Below are 18,111 nucleotides of genomic sequence, written 5' to 3' on the forward strand. Positions count from 1 at the left end.
ACTTGCTCCGCGGGGTTGTCGTCGCCGAAAATTACGCGAATTGGGCACCTGGCTTCTTAAGGTAACCTTAATCAGGGTTGCCTGTAGGAGTCTTGGGCCCAATCCAAACCCATCTTCGGCAGTGATACGGGAGACGTGATCGATGAGCGGGCCGGACGGCACGGTGCATACTCTGCGAACGCTGGTTGACCTACTGGCACAGCGTGCAGTGGACCGTGGCGACGCCCCGGCCTTCACCTTCTCCCGCGACGGCGACGAGCAGGACAACGTCACCGCCAGCTACCGGGACCTGCACCGGCGCGCCCGTCAGATCGCCGTCCATCTGCAGCGTCAGGGCGCCGCCGGCCAGCGGGTGCTGGTGCTGTGTCCCCCCGGTCTGGACTTCATCGCCAGTTTCTTCGGCTGCCTGTACGCCGGTGCCATCGCCATCCCGGTGCACCCGCCGATGCGTGAACACCTGGTGCCGCGCGTCCAGTCGATCATCTCCGACGTCAAACCGGGATTCGCGCTCACCACCAGCGAGATCGAGCCCAGGATCAAGCCCGCGATCGATGCCCTGCCGGGCGGCCAGACGCTGCTGTGGACGATCACCGACGTCGACTCCGTCGACGGCGAAGCGGACTGGGTGGCGCCGCAGATCGACGCCGAGAGCATCGCGATGCTGCAGTACACCTCCGGGTCGACCAGCGCGCCCAAGGGCGTGGTGCTGACCCACGGCAACCTGGTGCACAACATGGCGACCATCGCCGAGGCCTGGGACGCCAACACCGACATGCCACACGTGGTCGGGGCCTTCTGGCTGCCGCCGTACCACGACATGGGCCTCATCGGCGGACTGCTGGCGACCATGTACGTCGGGGGCCATTCGTACCTGATGCCGCCGACGGCGTTCATCAAACGTCCGATGCGGTGGCTGGAGTCGATCTCGCGGCATCGCGCCATGATCACCGCCGCACCGAACTTCGCCTTCGACCTGTGCGTGGAGTTGAGCACCCCGCAGGAACGCGCCGCCCTGGACCTGTCGAACTGGACGGTGGCACTGTGCGGCGCCGAACCGGTGCGCACCGCCACCCTGGACAGCTTCGCCGAACTGTTCGCCGAATCCGGCTTCCGCCCCGAGTCGTTCTACCCGGTCTACGGATTGGCCGAGGGCACCCTGCTGGTCTCGGGCGGCTCGGATCTTCCGGTGCCGATGGTCCAGCACATCGACCGGGTCGCCCTCGGCGACAACCGGGTCATCGCCGTCGCGGCCGACGACCCCAACGTGGCGACCATGGTCGGCTGCGGCAAGCCGCGCGGCGGCCAGCGGGTCATCATCGTCGACCCCGAGACCCGACTGGAATGCGCCGCCGACCAGGTCGGCGAGATCTGGGTGAGCGGCGGCAGCGTCGCGCACGGCTACTGGGGTGCCCCGGAACTGTCCGAGGAGACCTTCGCCGCCACGCTGGCCGACACCGGCGAAGGGCCGTTCCTGCGCACCGGGGACCTGGGCTTCCTGCACTCCGGCGAGCTCTTCGTCACCGGCCGCCGCAAGGATCTGATCATCATCCGCGGCGTCAACCACTACCCCAACGACATCGAGCTGACCGTGCAGGACACCAACGCCGGGCTGTTGCGCGGCCGGGGCGCGGTGTTCTCGATCGCCCCGGAATCGGGCGCCGCCGAACAGTTGGTGGTCGTCCAGGAAGTGGACCCCAGCCGGGTCAGCGGCGAGCAGGCCGACGAGGTCATGCAGGCGATCCGCACCGCGGTCACCACCAACCACTCGGTGCGCACCAACGCCGTCGTGCTGGTCCAGCCGCTGCAGCTGCCCACCACCTCCAGCGGCAAGATCCAGCGCAGCGCCTGCAAGCAGCAGTACCTCGACGGTGCGCTGCCGGTGGTCGCCCAGTGGCCGCCGGCCACCGCGGCACCGCAACCAGTGTCCGAGCCCGCGGCGGCGCCGGCAGCAGCACCGGCCGAGGCGGGCACCCGCAGCGCGGCCGAGATCAGTGCCTGGCTCGTCGAGCGGCTGGCCGCCGACCTCGAATTGCCGGTCGCGGAGATCGACCCGGCCAAGCCGTTCGCCTTCTACGGCCTGGACTCCATCCACGCGGTGCGGCTCTCCGATGCCCTGGAGAAGTGGCTGGGTATCGAGCTGGTCCCCACCATCGCCTACGAATACCCCTCGATCGACATCCTCTCGGCGCACCTGGCCCGGGTCGCGGCGAAGACCCCGGCGGCCCCGGGGGCCGGTGTGGACACCGACCGGGTCGAGCGGCCAGCCGCCGACGAGCCGATCGCGATCGTCGGGATGGGCTGCCGGTTCCCGGGCGCCGACGGCCCCGAAGAGTTCTGGCGGTTGCTCTCCGGTGGGGTGGACGCCACCAGCGATGTGCCGGCCGACCGGTGGGACGTCGACGCCTTCTACAACCCGGACCCGTCGGTTCCGGGCACCGCGGTGACGCGGCGCGGCGGGTTCCTGAACCAGGTCGACCAGTTCGATTTCCAGTTCTTCGGGATCTCGCCGCGCGAGTCCGCGCAGATGGACCCGCAGCAGCGGTTGCTGCTCGAAGTGGCCTGGGAGGCGTTGGAGGACGCCGGCCAGGTGCCGGACAGCCTGGCCGGCAGCCGCACCGGGGTGTTCGTCGGCATCTCCACCAACGACTACGGCTACCTGCGGATGGGGCAGCCGCAACTCGTCGACGCCTACACCGGCACCGGCAATGCGCTGAGCATCGCGGCCAACCGGCTGTCCTACACCTTCGACTTCCACGGCCCGAGCATGTCGGTCGACAGCGCCTGCTCGTCGTCGCTGGTCGCCGTCGACCTGGCCTGCCGCAGCCTGCGCGACGGCGAATGCTCCATGGCGCTGGCCGCCGGGGTGAACGTGATCCTTTCGCCGGCGCTGGCGATCAACTTCTCCAAGGCCCGGGTGATGGCTCCCGACGGCCGCTGCAAGACCTTCGACGCCGACGCCGACGGCTACGTCCGCGGTGAGGGCGCCGGGGTGGTCGTACTCAAGCCGCTCAGCCGGGCGCTGGAGGACAACGACCCGATCTACGCGGTGATCCGCGGCAGCGCCACCAACTCCGACGGCCGCACCAACGGCCTGATCGCACCCAGCGGGCGTGCCCAGGAGGCCGTGATCACCGAGGCGTTCCGCCGGGCGGGTCTGCCGGCCGGTTCGGTGCAGTACGTCGAGGCGCACGGCACCGGGACGTCGATCGGCGACGCCATCGAGGCCAACGCGCTGGGTACCGCACTGGCCGAAGGCCGGCCGGAGGGCAGTCGCTGCCTGGTGGGGTCGGTCAAGACCAACATCGGCCACCTGGAAGCGGCGGCGGGCGTCGCCGGCCTGATCAAGGTGGCACTGTCCCTGCAGCACCGGCAGATCCCGGCCAGTCTGAACTTCACCGAACCCAACCCGCACATCGGCTTCGACCGGCTGCCGCTGCAGGTGGTGCAGAACCTGACCCCGTGGCCGGCCGGCAGTCGCGCGGTGGCCGGCGTCAGCTCCTTCGGGTTCGGCGGCACCAACGCCCACGTCGTGCTAACCGAGGCACCGCAGGTCCGCGGCGGCTACCACGACGAGGACACCGAACCGCGGCCCGAACTGCTGGCGTTGTCCGCACGGTCCCCCGAAGCGCTCACCGCGCTGGTCGGGGAGTACGAGATGGCGTTGTTCTCCGGCGGTCTGATGGCCGGTGACGGCAGCGGCTCGCTGGCCGACCTGTGCTTCACCGCCGGTGCCCGCCGCGAACACCACGACTACCGGCTGTCGGTGGTCGGCGACACCCCGGCGGCGCTGTTCGAGTCGCTGTCGGCCTACCGGCTCGGTGAGTCCCGGCCCGGCCTGTCGGTGGGGCACTGCGCGCCCAGCCGGCCCGGCCCGGGCGTGACGTTCGTGTTCTCCGGCCAGGGTTCGCAGTGGCACGGGATGGCCCGGCAGCTGCAGGCCGAGGAGCCGGTGTTCGCCGACGCCCTGACCGCCTGCGACGCGGCGCTCTTCCCGCACCTGGGGCACTCGATCCTCAAGGAGCTGGCCGCCCAGGACGGTCCCGAGGACCGCTCCAAGCTCAAAGACATCGGCATCCTGCAGCCCACGATCTTCGCGATCCAGGTCGCGCTGGCGGCACTGTGGCGCTCCTGGGGCGTGCAACCCGCCGCGGTGGTCGGCCACAGTCTCGGTGAGGCCGCGGCCGCCCACGTCGCCGGAGCCCTGAGCCTCGACGACGCCGCGCGGGTGATCTGCGCCCGTGCCCGGATGCTGCGCGGAGTCCGCGGCCGCGGCGCGATGATGGTCACCGAGACCACCCTGGCCGAGGCGCAGGAACTCATCGCCGGCCACGAACGCGAGGTGGCCGTCGCCGCCAGCAACAGTCACCGTTCGACGGTGCTCGCCGGTGAGCCCAAGGTGCTCGAAGCGTTGATGGACAAGCTGACCCAGCGGGACCGGTTCTGCCGCTGGATCGAGGTCGACGTCGCCTCGCACAGTCCGCAGATGGAGGCCCTCGGCGCCGGCCTGCGCGGCAGCCTGGTGAAGCTGAAGCCGACCGCGCCGACCGTACCGATGTACTCCACGGTCACCGGTGAACTGGTGGGCGAGCAGCTGCTCGACGCCGACTACTGGGTGGCCAACCTGTGCTCGCCGGTGCGGTTCTCGCCCGCGCTGCGGCGACTGCTCGAGACCGGGCACAACACCTTCGTCGAGCTCAGCCCGCACCCGATCCTGCTGACCGGGGCCCGCGAGGACGCCGAGCACCTGCACCGCAGTGCGACCCTGCTGCCGTCGATGCGTCGCGACGAGGGCGGCCGCGCCACCATGCTCGGCTCACTGGGTGCGCTCTACACCCAGGGCCACCGGGTGGCCTGGGAGCAGATCTACCCCGAGGGCAGCCGGTGTGTCCCGGCCCCGACCTACCCCTGGCAGCGGGTGCACTCCTGGCTCAACGCCGGGTCCATCGCAGCGCCGCGGCACAGCGCCGCCGCCGGTGGCGGTTGGCGCGGCCCGATCCGCTCCGCCGCCCAACCGGAGACGGTGCTGGTCGAGGTCGACATCACCACCGGTCTGTCGACCGACCACCTGGCCGAGCTGGCGGCGACCGCGACCGACGTCGCCTTCGGCGCGGGCGGCCGTTCGGTCGCCGAACTGCGGCTGCGCGGCGGCCTGGAGCAGGCCCGAACGGTGCAGTTCGCCCTGACCGGGGACACCTTCGAGTGCTACGGCAGTTCCGGGGCGGACTGGACACTGCTGGCGACCGGCACCCTGGGCGCCGGTCGATCCCCGGCACCCGCCGTCGTCACCGCCCCGGTGGACCCGCGCGCCCGCAGCTACCGGATGCGGTGGCAACCGGCCTCGCTGGCCGCAGACGGCTCCGGCCGGACCGAGGGCGGCGCCACCGAAGCCGGCAGCTGGCTGATCCTGTCCGACGGGCCGGTCGCCGACACCCTGCGCGACAACCTCGAGGCGCAGTCGCAGTCCTGCGTGCTGGTCGAACCGGTCCTCGGGCTGGCCGAGATCGAACGGGTGACCGCCGACAGCTACCGCATCGACCCGGCCCGGCCGGAGCACTTCGCGGAACTGCTGCGGGCCGCGTTCGGCGGCGACCGGCCGACCTGCCGCGGGGTGCTGCACCTGTGGAACCTGCTGGCCGCGGCACCGGCCGAGACCACCGAGGAGTCGCTGGCGGCCGCGACGTCCGTCGGCACGCTGAGCGTGGTGCACCTGATCCAGGCGTTGACGCAGGCCGGCTGGCCCGAATCGCCGCGGCTGTGGCTGGTGACGCGCGGGGCGCAGCCCGCCGGTTGGGACGAGTCCGTACCCGGTGCGCTGGCGGTGGGCCAGGCCCCGGTCTGGGGACTGGGTCGCAGCGTCGACCACGAGCACCCCGAACTGCGGGCCACCGCAGTCGACCTGTCCGCCGACGGCGGCGCCGAAGAACTGCGCGGCCTGTTCACCGAGATCTGGTCGGACGACCGCGAGACCGACGTGGCGCTGCGGGGTCACCGCCGCTACGTCGCACGGCTGGAGCCCTACACCGCGCCGTCGTCGGAGCCCTCGGACGAACTCGCACTGCGGGCGGACGCCACCTACCTGGTCACCGGCGGCCTGGGCGCCGTCGGCGGCGAGATCGCCGGCTGGCTGGTCGCCCACGGGGCGCGCCACCTGGTGCTGATGGGCCGCAGCGCACCGTCGGCGACGGCGCAGGCCACGCTGGAGTCGTTGCGGGCCGCCGGTGCCGAGGTGACCGTCGCCCAGGGCGACGTCACCAGGTCCGCCGACGTCGCGGCGGCCCTGGCCACCATCGGTTCGTCGATGCCGCCGCTGCGCGGCGTGGTCCATGCCGCCGGCACCGTCGACGACGCGATCCTGGCGCGCCTGGACGCCGAACAACTGCGCGCCGTGATGGCCCCGAAGGTGCAGGGCGCCTGGAACCTGCACACCCTGACCGCCGAGGCGGAGCTGGACTTCTTCGTGCTGTTCTCCTCGGCGGCCTCCGTGCTGGGGTCGCCCGGCGCCGCCAACTACGGCGCCGCCAACGCCTTCCTGGACGCGCTGGCCTGGCATCGGCGGGCGGCGGGACGGCCCGGCTTGAGCGTGAACTTCGGTCCGTGGGCCGGGCTGGGCATGTTCACCAACTCCGACCTGCACCGGCACTTCTCGCACTACGGCGTCGAAGGGGTGTCCGCCGACGACTACCTCGCGGCGCTGACCGCGCTTTTGGCCGACGGCGCCACCGAAGCGATGGTGCTCGACATCGACTGGGCGCGGTGGCGCCCGAGTGCCGCGTCACCGTTGCTCAGCGAGCTGCAGACCGCGGTCGCGGGCGCCGGCGCCGGGACCGGAAGCGGACTGTTCGAGGCGGTGCAGGCCGCGGATCCGCAGCAGCGCCGGCAGCTGCTGGAGACCTACCTGCGTGACCTGGTCGCCGGCAAGCTCGGCCTGGCCCCGGCCGGGTTGGACGTGGACGCACCGTTGAACAGCCTCGGGGTCGATTCCCTGATCACGCTGGAACTTCGCATTCAGGTCGAGCGCGAACTCGGTATCGTGGTTCCCGTTGCCCGGCTGCTGGACGGGCCCAGCGTGGTCAGTCTGTCCGGCTGGCTCGGCGAGCAGTTGGCCGACGGCGCCGACCGGACCGTGGCCGACCAGTCCGCCGACTCCCCGGTCTCCGAGCAGCGGGACGAGGCCTCGCAGGAGATGGAACTGCTGGCGCAGGTCCCCGAGCTGTCCGACGAGGCGGTGGACGCGCTGCTGGCGCAGATGATGGCCGACGACGGGCAGGCCGACCAGGTCACCGATGGAGGTAGCGCATGACGGATCTACCCGGGATGCCCGCCGATATCGCGAATCTGTCGCCGGAGAAGAAGCGCGAACTGCTGGCCAAGCTGCTGATGGAGAAGGCCCGCAACGCCGCCTCCGAACACGAGCTGTCCTACGGGCAGCGCTCGATGTGGTTCATGCACCGGATCGCCCCCGACAGTCCCGCCTACACCGTCGGCTACGCGGGACGCATCCGCGGCGCCCTCGACGTGCCGGCACTGGAACGGGCAGCCCAGGCGCTGGTCGACCGGCACCCGATGCTGCGGACCACCTACACCGAACGCGACGGCCAGCCCGTCGCACTGGTGCACGCGCACTGGCCGGTACGGATCGCCACCCACCGCATCGGTGCCGACGCCGGCGAACTCGACCAGTGGATCCAGACCGAGATCGACCGGCCGTTCGACCTGCGGACCGGCCCGGTGCTGCGGCTGACGCTGCTGGCCCGCCCCGACGACCACGTGCTGGTGCTGACCGTGCACCACATCGCCGTCGACTTCTGGTCCATCGACATCATCCTCGACGAGTTGCGTGCGCTCTACGCCGCCGAGCACGGCGCCCCCGCGCCGGAGTTGACCGCCGACCGTTACGTCGACTACGCCGCGCAGCAGTCCGCGATGCTCGCCGGCCCCGAGGGTGAACGGCTCTGGGAGTACTGGCAGCAGACGTTGACCGGTGAGCTGCCGACCCTGGCGCTGCCCACCGACCGGCCCCGTCCGGCGATCCAGACCTACGACGGTGCGCTGCACCGGTTCAGCATCGACGCCGACGTCACCGCCGGGCTCAAGCAGGTGGCGCGCAACGTCGGCGCGACGCCGTACATGACCCTGCTGGCGGCCTACGCGGTGCTGCTGCACCGCTACAGCGGCCAGGACGACCTGGTCATCGGGTCGCCGTTCGCCTGCCGCGACCGGGCCGGGCTGATGGGCATGGTCGGCTACGTCACCAACCCGCTGCCGCTGCGGGTGGACGTCGGCGGGGATCCGACCTTCGCCGCGCTGCTGGGTCAGGTCAAAGACGCCGTGCTCGGTGCGATCGGGCATCAGGAGTACCCGCTGCCGCTGCTGGTGGAGCGGTTGCGGCCGGTGCGCGACGCCGCGCGTTCCCCGCTGTTCCAGGTGTCGTTCGCCTGGCAGCAGGTGCGGCTGTTCGAAGACGGTGCAGAAGCCGGCGACGGTGTGCTGCCCCTGGAGACCCTCTACATCGGCCAGGGCGGCTCGCCGTTCGACATCACCATGCAGGTCGGCGAGCAGGACGACGAGCTGCAGGTCGCGCTGCAGTACAACACCGATCTGTTCGACGGGGCGACCATCGAGGCGCTCGGGCAGCACTTCGCGCTGCTGCTGACCGGCCTGGTGCAGCCCGGCGCGGCCGACGCACCGGTGTCGCAGGTCAGCCTGCTCACCGACACCGAGCGCGCCGCGCTGGCGGCCTGGAACGACACTGCGGTCGACTACCCGGCCTCGACGGCCCCGCTGCTGCTGCACGAGATGGTCGCCGCCACCGCCGCGCGCACCCCCGACGCCGTGGCGGTCAGCTACGACGGCCGCGACATCGGCTACGCCGAGTTGGACCGGCGCGCCAACGGATTGGCGCACCGGTTGCGCGGGTTCGGTGTCGGCACCGGCGCCGGCCCGACGGTGGTCCCGGTGCTGATGGAACGCTCCGAAGACCTGGTGATCGCGCTGCTCGGCGTGCTCAAGGCCGGCGGGGTGTTCCTGCCGCTGGACCCCGCGCAGCCCACCGGGCGACTCGAGGCGATGCTCGCCGACATCCCCGAAGCCCCGGTCTGCGTCACCCACCGTGACCAGTTGCCGCATGTCCCAACGGGTTTCACCGGAGCGCGCCTGTGTCTGGATCAGCCCGGTGCGGTACCCGCCGAGGAACCCCGGGCGCCGGAATCCACCGGCGCCGACCTGGCCTACCTGATGTACACCTCGGGCTCCACCGGTACGCCCAAGGGTGCGCTGAACACTCACGCCGGAATCCGCAACCGCCTGCTGTGGATGCAGGACGCCTACGGGCTGACCGCGCAGGACCGGGTGCTGCACAAGACCCCGATCAACTTCGACCCCTTCGTCTGGGAGATCTTCTGGCCGTTGACGGTCGGCGCCCGAGTGGTGATCGCCAAACCCGAAGGGCACAAGGACGCCGCGTATCTGGCGCGCACCATCGTCGAGCAGCGCGTCACCACCATGCATTTCGTGCCCTCGATGCTGCGCCGTTTCCTGTCCGAGCCGGAATCGGCGTCCTGCACCGGCCTGCGCCGAGTGTTCTGCAGCGGTGAGGCGCTCACCGCGGACCTGCGCGACGCGTTCTTCGCCGCCCTTTCCGCGGAGCTCTACAACCTTTACGGGCCCACCGAGGCCGCGATCGACGTCACCCATTTCCACTGTGTGCGTGGGGTTTCCGACCCGGTCATCCCGATCGGCCGGCCGATCGCCAACATCGCGATCCATCTGCTGGACGCCGCGGGCAACCCGGTTCCGGTCGGCGTGCCCGGCGAACTGCACATCGGCGGCGTCGGCGTGGCCCGCGGCTACCTGAACCGGCCCGAGGCCACCGCTGCGGCGTTCTCCGACGATCCGTTCAGCTCGGTACCGGGCGCGCTGCTCTACCGCACCGGTGACCTGGCCCGCTACCGGCCCGACGGCAACATCGAATACCTGGGCCGCCGCGACGACCAGATCAAGATCAACGGTTTCCGCATCGAACTCGGCGAGGTCGAGGCCGCGGTGGCCAAGCATCCCGGAATCGTCGAAAGTGCCGTGGTGGCACGCAAAGACGCCGGCGGCAACACCCAACTGATCGCGCACGTGGTCCCGGTCGCCGCCATGCCGGGCACCGCCGAACTGCGTCGTTTCCTGCTGGACCTGGTCCCGGCGGCGATGGTGCCCGCGGTGTTCCGCGCCACCGACCTGCTGCCGCTGTCGGCCAGCGGCAAGGTCGACCGTCGGGCGCTGCTGGCCCTCGACAACGACCTCGACACCGCCCCGACCGAGTTCGTCGCGCCCCGCGACCACACCGAGGAGGTGCTCGCCGAGATCTGGCGCGAGGTCCTCGACGTGGAACGGGTCGGGGTCACCGACGACTTCTTCGCCCTCGGCGGCGCGTCGACCCAGGCCCTGGAGGTCGCGGTCCGGGTCGGCGAACACGGCCTGGAGCTGCGGCCCGAATCGCTGTTCGTCTACGGCACCATCGCCGAGCTGGCCGCCGAGTTCGGTCCGATCGGCGCCACCGCCGAGACCGGGCCGGTGGCCCCGTCGGCCGCGACACCGCCGCCGGCGCAGCCCGAACCCGCGGTGGTCGCTCCCGCGGCGTCGAAACCCGTTGCCGCACCGGTGGTCAAGCCCGCGCAGACCGGCCCGGCCCGCAATATCGTGATCGAGAGCCTGGGGGTGTACCTGCCGCCGCGGGTGGTCTCCACCGACCAGGTGTTGGCGGACTGCGTCAACGAGGTGAAGATCCCGCTGGAACGGCTCACCGGGATCAAGAACCGGCGGATGGCCGGTCAGGACGAGTTCTCGATCGATCTGGGCCGCAAGGCGATCGCTGACGCGCTGTCCCGGTCGAGTTACGCGCCCGAAGAGATCGACCTGCTCATCGCCTGCAACATCTCCCGCTGCGACGGACCCGAGCACATGTTCACCTTCGAGCCCAGCACCGCCTCGCAGCTGCGCGACGAACTGGGCTTGACCAACGCGGTCTGCTTCGACATCAACAACGCCTGCGCGGGCATGTTCACCGGGGTGAGCGTCGCCCAGGACTTCCTCAAGACCGGCCTGGTGCGCAACGCGCTGGTGTTCAGCGGCGAATACATCAGCCACATCACCGAAACCGCGCAGCAGGAGATCGAAAGCGCGATGGACCCGCGGTTGGCCTGCCTGACCGTCGGCGACGCCGGCGCCGCCGCGGTGCTGGAACTGGGGCCCAACGACCGGGTCGGCTTCCACGACCTGGACCTGGCCACGTTCAGCGAGTTCGCCAAGCTGTGCATCGCCAAGGCCACCGAGGGCGCGCACGGCGGCGCCATCATGGTCACCGACTCGGTCACCCAGACCGCGATCGCGGTGAAGCACTCGGTGCCGTACGTGGCGGCGGTGATGCAGCGGCACGGGTGGCGTCCCGAGACCGCCGACCAACTGCTGATGCACCAGACCTCCGAGGCGTCGATCAACGACGCGATCCTGACCATCAACCGGGTCTTCGGTGCCGGTGCGGCCAGCCGGGCCAACACGATCTGCAACCTGGCGGAGCGCGGGAACACCGCGACCACAACGCATTTCGTGGCGCTGTATGACTACATCACCGCGGGCCGGATCAACTCCGGTGACAACGTGGTGCTGTCCATCACTGGGTCCGGGCAGACCATCGGCACCGGCCTGTACACCTTCGACGACCTGCCGGACCGGATGCGCCGCGCCGCCGGCGGTGCGACCCGGGGAGCCCGCGGCGGCCGCTCCGGTGCCAACCGCAAGGAGTTGCCGGCGACACCGCGGGTGCGCATCGACGGGATCGGATTGGTTCCGTCCGGGTCGGCAACGCCCAGTTCGATCCAGTTCGCGACCGACGCCGCCGCGGCCTGCCTGGCCGACAGTGGGGTGCCGGCGTCCGAGATCGGCCTGATGATCCACGCCGGCATCTACCGCGACGACTTCCTGTCCGAGCCGGCGGTGGCGACCCTGGTCGCCGGCGAGGTCGGGATCAACGCCGAGCCGGAATCCGCCGACGCCCCTAAGACGTTCGCCTTCGACGTCCTCAACGGCGCGGTCGGTTTCCTCAACGGCTGCCACATCGCCGCGGGCATGATCGGCGCCGGCCGGACCGGCCACGCCATGGTGCTGGCCTCCGAGGTGGAGAACAACGCGCCGGAGAGCGGATACACCCGCAACGGCATCACCGAGACCGGCTCGGCGATCATGCTCAGCGCCAGCCACGGGCCGGAGGGATTCGGCCGGTTCGTCTTCGGCCACCACCCCGAGCACCGGGCGGCACTGCGGACCTACACCCGGGAAAGCGACGGCCGGATGTGGCTGCGGGTGGACCGCGACCCGAACCTGGCCGCGATCTACGTGAGCTGCCTGCCGGCGACGGTCAAGGAACTGCTGACACTGGAGGGCCTGGAGCCCGAGGACATCGCACTGGTCTTCCCGCCGTATCTGCCCGGCGCCGCCCTCGACGACCTGGCCGCGCACATCGGGGTGGACCGGTCACGGTTCGTCGACCTCGAGGCGCAGGGCTTCACCAGTGACCCGTTCACCTCGACGCTGCCCTACCAGATCGCCGACGCCCGCCGGCGCGGCCTGGTCAAGCCGGGCGACGTCGCGCTGATCATGGCGGCCGGTTCCGGTGTCGAGGTCGGCGCCACCACGTACCGGTTCTGATCGGCATGCGCGCTTTCGTCACCGGGGGAACCGGATTCGTCGGTTCGAACCTGGTAGCCGCACTGCTGCAGCGCGGCATGCAGGTGCGGGTGCTGCGCCGGGCGACCTCGCCGATGGCGGCACTGCAGGGCCTGGACTGCGAGACCTACACCGGTGACGTCAACGACGGCGTCGAGGCGCTCACCGAGGCGATGGCCGACTGCGACTGGGTGTTTCACACCGCGGCGATCTCCGACTACTGGCGCTACCGCACCCAGACCCGGCTGTACCGCACCAACGTCGACGGCACCCGCGACATGGCCGAGGCCGCCCGCCGGGCCGGAGTCAAGCGCTTCGTCTACACCAGTTCCCTTGCTTCGCTAGGGGTTCCGGAGCGCGGTCGGCTGCTGGTCGAGACCGACGAGTTCAACATCCGGCCCCGCCAGTTCCCCTATGCGCACAGCAAGCACCTCGCCGAGATCGAACTGCAGAAGGCCGTCGCGGCAGGTCTGCCGGTGGTGATCGTCAACCCGTCTGCGGTCATCGGGCCCCGTGACGTCAACCGGATCGCCAGCGCCATGCTGGTCGAGGCGAAGAACGGCCGGCTGTGGTTCGCCGCACCCGGCGGCACCAACTTCGTGTCGGTGGACGATGTGGTGGCCGGGCACATCGCCGCCGCCGAGCAGGGACGGATCGGCGAACGCTACATCCTCGCCGGCGAGAACCTGCTGTTCCGTGACGCATTCACCGTCGCCAACGAGATCTTCGGCCGGCGTCCGCCGTCGGTCATGCTGCCGCGCTGGTTCATCCCGATGGCCGCGGCGGGCGTCAGCGTCGCCCGCGCCGTGGTGGGACCGCGACTGCCGATCGACGCCCGCCAGATGCGGCTGTCGACGCAGGAGATCTTCGCCGACGCGTCCAAGTCCCGCACCGAGCTGGGCGTGCCGTTCACCCCGTTCGCCACCGCACTGCGTGCCGGCTACGAGTGGTATCTCGACAACGGGTATCTGGACTAGTCGCCGACACTAGGGGACGCCGTCGGAATCCTCGTCATTACCACTGTCCTGCAATAGTTTTTCCGGGTGGTGGTAGTAGTTGATGCGGGGTTGGCCGTGGTCGCGGTTCCGCGGTGGGATGGTTTCGGTGCTTCCGTCTCGGCGTTTGCGGGTTCTCCAGCCGCCGGTGGTGATCAGGTGGTGGTGTGGGCGGCACCGCAGAGACAACTCGTGGACATCGGTGCGGGGGCTGATCGCGTAGTCGGTGTCATGGTGGACTTCGCAGCCGTACCCGGGCACCGTGCAGCCCGGATGTCCACACCCACGCTCTTTGGCATACAGCACGATGCGCTGTGCCGGCGAGGCCAACCGCTTGGTGTGAAACAACGCCAGTTCCTTGGCCCCGGAGTAGATCCGCAGATAGTGATGGGCATGCGAGGCCATCGCGACCACATCGGTCATGGGCAACCACGAACCCCCACCGGTGGTGGCGGTGCCGGTGCCGGCCTGCAAATCGGCCAGGGTGGTCGAGACGATGATGGTGGCCGGTAGCCCGTTGTGCTGCCCGAGCTCCCCCGACGCCAACAACCAGCGGCCCATCGCGGTCATCGCATCATGCGCACGTTGCGGTGCACTACGGGTATCGGCGTCGATCGCCGCTTGGCTCGGCGTGCCCTTGGTGCACGGGCTGGGGTCGGCCGGGTTGCACTTGCCGGGGGCGGCCCAGCAGGCCATCACCGCGTCCCAGGTCGCCCGGGCCTGAGGGTCTAGGAATCCTTTGATCGGGGTCATGCCGTCGCGGCCCTGCGCCCCGAGCACGATGCCGCGGCGCCGGGCCCGATCGTCATCGGAGTAATTGCCGTCGGGATGTAGGTGATCGGCGAGGCGCTGCGCCAGTTTCGCCAGCTCGTCGGGGCGACACCGCCCGGCCACCGCCGCCAGATGCTGCTCGGCCTGGGCCAAGGTTCCGGCATCGATGCTCTCGGGTAGGTAGTCGAAGAAGGAGCGGATCACCGCGATGTGGTCCCGCCCGATGGTGCCGTCACGCTGCGCGCCTGCCACACGGGCCCGTACCGGCTCCAACGGTTCGCCGGTCATCGCCCGGCGTGGCCCCAGCTCGGCGGCCTCGGTGATCCGGCGGCCGGCTTCCCCGCGGGTCAGATGCAATCGGTCGGCCAGCACCCAGCGGGGTTTGCCCCCGATCTCGACGGGATCGGCGGCGGCCACCCGGTTGACCATCGCATGTTCAAAGGCCGGTAGCCGGCGCCGCAGCATCTCGCAGCGCTGCAGCAAAGCCAAGCACTCCCGGGGCGGCAAACCCTCGATGTCACAGTCCAACGCCCGATCCAGATCAGCGTTCAGCGCATCGAGAACCTCCACGACCCCCGAGCAATTATTCGAACGCATGTGCTAACTCTAGCGCCGCCCTCTGACAAGATGGCCGACCTCAAAACCGCGGTGACGCAAGTGAAAACAGAGATTTCTGAGGCGGGAACCGTGGACGCTCCCGCGACCGCGCCCGGGTCGCTATCCCACCTGCGACAGCAGCGCCTCGGTCGGCGGGCGCCGGTGCGCCCACGGCTGCACCGCTTCGATCTGCGCGGCCAGCGACACCAGGGTGGCCTCGTCGTTGGCGCGGGCCACCAGATGCACCGCCTCGGGCACCCCGTCGGCGGCGAGACCGGTCGGCACCGAGAGGGCCGGCTGCCCGCTGTAGCACTGCGGGAAGGTGAACGGGATGAACCGCAGCATCTTCAGCATGGCCCGAGTCGGCCCGAGGCCCTCGAAATACCCGACCCGCACCGGCGGGATCGCCAGCACCGGGGTCATCAGAATGTCGAAATCGGCAATCCTGCGCTGCGACCGTGCGGTGATACGCGGCTCGGCGGCCACCGCCCAGCGGGCCAGCCAGTCCGGGACCAGCTTGCTGGTGCGGGCCTCGGCCTGCATACGTCGTTCCAGCAGTTCGGTTTTCGGCAGTTTCTCGATCTCGTGGGCGAACCCGTTCATGAACAACGCCAGCACGGACGCGATACCCACCACCGGATAGATCGGGTCGCGTTCGATCACCTCGTGGCCCAGCGACCGCAACAGCTCCGCGGTCTCCAGCACCGGGCGCCGAACCTCATCGCTGATCGGAACCGGCACAACGGGTTTGAACGACATCGCGATCCGCAGCGGCCGGGGAGCGGACCGCAGGACGTCCATCAGCGGAGGCGCCGGCGGGGGAGAGGGGATCTCGTCGTCGGGCTCGGCACCGGTCATCGCGTCGTGCAGCAACGCGGCGTCGACGACGGTGCGGGCCAGCGGACCGATGTGGTTGAGCCCGTGGAAGCGGTAGGCGCGTTCCGGCGACTCCATGGTGCTGACCCGGCCGCGCTGGCCCTTCAACCCGACCAGCCCGCAGCAGGCCGCCGGAATGCGGACCGAGCCGCCGCTGTCGCTGCCGGTCGCCCCGGGCACCATCCCGGCCGCCACCGCGGCCGCCGAACCGCCACTGGAACCGCCCGGCGTCCGGTAGAGGTCCCACGGGTTGCGGGTCACCCCCCAGGTCGCCGACTCACACACCGGGTAGGCGCCGAACTCGGAGAGGTGGGTCTTGCCGATGATCACCGCGCCGGCAGCCCGCAGCCGACGCACCGCGGCGCTGTCGGTGCTCGCCGGCCCGGTGTCGATCCCGGTGCCGCACATGGAGGAAACGCCGGCCACATCGGTGTCGTCCTTGACCGCGATCGGCACCCCGGCCAGCGGCAGCACCTCCCCGGCCGCCAGTCGCCGTTCCACCTCGGCGGCCTCGGCCATCGCACGCTCACCCAACACGGTGCGGAACACGTTCAGCACCGGGTCCAGCCGGGCGATCCGGTCCAGGTACAGCGTCACCAGCTCGCGCGGCGCCACCTCGCGCTCGCGCACCAACTGCGCCAAACGCGCGACGCCGGCGAAGGCCAACTCATCATCGTGCGCGGCAGGCATCCTGTCGTCCTTTCCCCCGCGGACAACAATACCGACCGTGCGCTGCGTAAACGTGTGTCCGCGTTGGCGACACACTAAGAACTGCGGGCGGGCTCAGTTCCCGGCGGCGGGCTCGATATTGTGGTTGAGGGTGAACCGGTTGTCCGGGTCCAGACGTGCCTTGAGCTCGGCCAGGCGCCGGTAGCCGGCGTCGCCGAACGTCGCGCGGATGCGGTCCTGGCCTTCGTCCCCGACGAAGTTCAGGTAGGCGCTCGCCGGACCCAGCGGCCGCAGGATCTCGAAGGCCTGCCGGGCCCACGCCGTGCAGCGGGCACTCTCGGCGGGATCGGTCCACGTCGCCATCAGGTGAATGATGTACGGGTGCTGGCGGGCGGTGATCGCCGTGGACTCCGCGGGCACCCGGCTGGCGTACCCGCCGAGCCGGATCAGGTGCAGGCGGGTCTGCGTCGACGGACGTGAGCGCCCCAGCAGCGCGATGCGGCGGATGGCTTCGTCGGTGAGTTCGGTGACGAACAGCGACTTCCAGTAGTTCAGCCAGCCGTAGGGGGCGGTGTAGTCCAGCGCCTGCTGCCAGGTCGAGTAGTCCAGCGTGTGCTGCACCGCCGTCACCGGTTGGGTCGCCGCGCCGCGGACGTCGAGCAGGGCGCGGACGTCTTCGCTACCGATCGCGTCGGTCCGCGTCGAACAGGCCAGCACGTTGACCAGTGACTGCCCCGTGCTGAAGTCGCTGGAGAAGTCCAGGATCGACGCCAGGTGATCGGGCGCGTTGTCCATCTGGGCGCGGAAGTGTCGCAGGGCCGCCTCGGCGTCGCTGTCGGGGTAGGACTGCACGCCGGCGTTCACCGCGTTCACCGGGTGCAGGCGCAGCACGAACTGTGCGACGACACCGAAGTTGCCGCCGCCGCCGCGCAGCCCCCACAACACGTCGGCGTTCTCGGTCTCACTGACTGTCATCAGTTCGCCGGACGGCAACACCAGCGTTGCGCCGATCAGGTTGTCGCAGGTCATACCGTGCGCACGCGACAACCACCCGATGCCGCCGCCCAGCGAGAACCCGCCGACGCCGGTGGTCGACACCACCCCGCCGGGGCAGGCCAATCCGTGCCTGCTGGTCACCGGGTCCACGTCGCCCCAGGTGGCGCCGGCTTCGACGTAGGCGACGCGCGCCTCCGGGTCGACCCGCACCCCGCGCAGCCGGGTCAGGTCGATGACGATCCCGCCGTCGGTGGTCGAGTGGCCGGCCACGCTGTGACCTCCGCTGCGCACCGCGATCTCGGCGCCGGAGGCCACCGCGTACCGGACGGCGGCGACGATGTCGTCGGTCGAACCGCACTGCAGGATCACCTGCGGGCGCTTGTCGATCAGACCGTTGAAGACCTGACGGACCTCGTCGTAGCGGGCGTCGCCCGGGTAGACGGCGTCGCCGGTGAAACCGGGCACGGTGGGGGCGGTGGCTGTCATCGCATCCTTAACA

The 18,111-nt window shown here is 70.4% G+C and carries 6 protein-coding genes; 3 read left to right on the forward strand and 3 right to left on the reverse strand.

The window, feature by feature from the left end:
• Positions 1 to 142: 142 nt before the first annotated feature.
• The 3 genes from RCP38_RS02130 to RCP38_RS02140 are packed head-to-tail and all read left to right on the forward strand — an operon-like array spanning position 143 to position 13,685.
• Positions 143 to 7,300 (forward strand): type I polyketide synthase, encoded by a 7,158-nt coding sequence (locus tag RCP38_RS02130; protein WP_308475110.1) that lies wholly within the window; start codon positions 143 to 145, stop codon positions 7,298 to 7,300.
• Positions 7,297 to 12,690 carry a non-ribosomal peptide synthetase gene (locus tag RCP38_RS02135; protein ID WP_308475111.1) on the forward strand — a complete coding sequence of 1,798 codons (5,394 nt, stop codon included), beginning with the start codon at positions 7,297 to 7,299 and terminating at the stop codon, positions 12,688 to 12,690. Before RCP38_RS02130 ends, RCP38_RS02135 begins: the two co-directional genes overlap by 4 nt.
• A gap of 5 nt (positions 12,691 to 12,695) precedes the next feature.
• The gene (locus tag RCP38_RS02140; RefSeq protein WP_308475112.1) at positions 12,696 to 13,685 is read left to right on the forward strand and encodes an SDR family oxidoreductase; all 990 of its coding nucleotides are present in this window, start codon (positions 12,696 to 12,698) and stop codon (positions 13,683 to 13,685) included.
• A 9-nt stretch (positions 13,686 to 13,694) separates the two neighbouring features.
• Here RCP38_RS02140 and RCP38_RS02145 read toward each other — a convergent pair whose 3' ends face one another.
• The 3 genes from RCP38_RS02145 to RCP38_RS02155 all read right to left on the reverse strand — a co-directional run bounded on the left by RCP38_RS02145 (position 13,695) and on the right by RCP38_RS02155 (position 18,098).
• Entirely contained in the window at positions 13,695 to 15,071 is a 1,377-nt protein-coding gene (locus RCP38_RS02145; protein WP_308475113.1) for an HNH endonuclease signature motif containing protein, read from the reverse strand.
• Between the two features lie 120 nt (positions 15,072 to 15,191).
• Positions 15,192 to 16,637 (reverse strand): amidase family protein, encoded by a 1,446-nt coding sequence (locus tag RCP38_RS02150; RefSeq protein WP_308475114.1) that lies wholly within the window; start codon positions 16,635 to 16,637, stop codon positions 15,192 to 15,194.
• Positions 16,638 to 16,730: 93 nt separating this feature from the next.
• A complete protein-coding gene (locus tag RCP38_RS02155) occupies positions 16,731 to 18,098 on the reverse strand; it encodes an FAD-binding oxidoreductase (RefSeq protein ID WP_308475115.1) in 1,368 nt (455 codons plus the stop codon).
• Positions 18,099 to 18,111: the final 13 nt, after the last annotated feature.

The sequence above is a fragment of the Mycolicibacter sp. MU0083 genome (assembly GCF_963378075.1).
GTDB classification, from domain to species: domain Bacteria; phylum Actinomycetota; class Actinomycetes; order Mycobacteriales; family Mycobacteriaceae; genus Mycobacterium; species Mycobacterium kokjensenii.

Excerpts from the sequence above, each read along its gene's own strand:
- RCP38_RS02130 (WP_308475110.1), top strand. The coding sequence starts at position 143 with ATGAGCGGGCCGGACGGCACGGTGCATACTCTGCGAACGCTGGTTGAC.
- RCP38_RS02135 (WP_308475111.1), top strand. The coding sequence starts at position 7,297 with ATGACGGATCTACCCGGGATGCCCGCCGATATCGCGAATCTGTCGCCG.
- RCP38_RS02140 (WP_308475112.1), top strand. The coding sequence starts at position 12,696 with ATGCGCGCTTTCGTCACCGGGGGAACCGGATTCGTCGGTTCGAACCTG.
- RCP38_RS02145 (WP_308475113.1), bottom strand. The coding sequence starts at position 15,071 with ATGCGTTCGAATAATTGCTCGGGGGTCGTGGAGGTTCTCGATGCGCTG.
- RCP38_RS02150 (WP_308475114.1), bottom strand. The coding sequence starts at position 16,637 with ATGCCTGCCGCGCACGATGATGAGTTGGCCTTCGCCGGCGTCGCGCGT.
- RCP38_RS02155 (WP_308475115.1), bottom strand. The coding sequence starts at position 18,098 with ATGACAGCCACCGCCCCCACCGTGCCCGGTTTCACCGGCGACGCCGTC.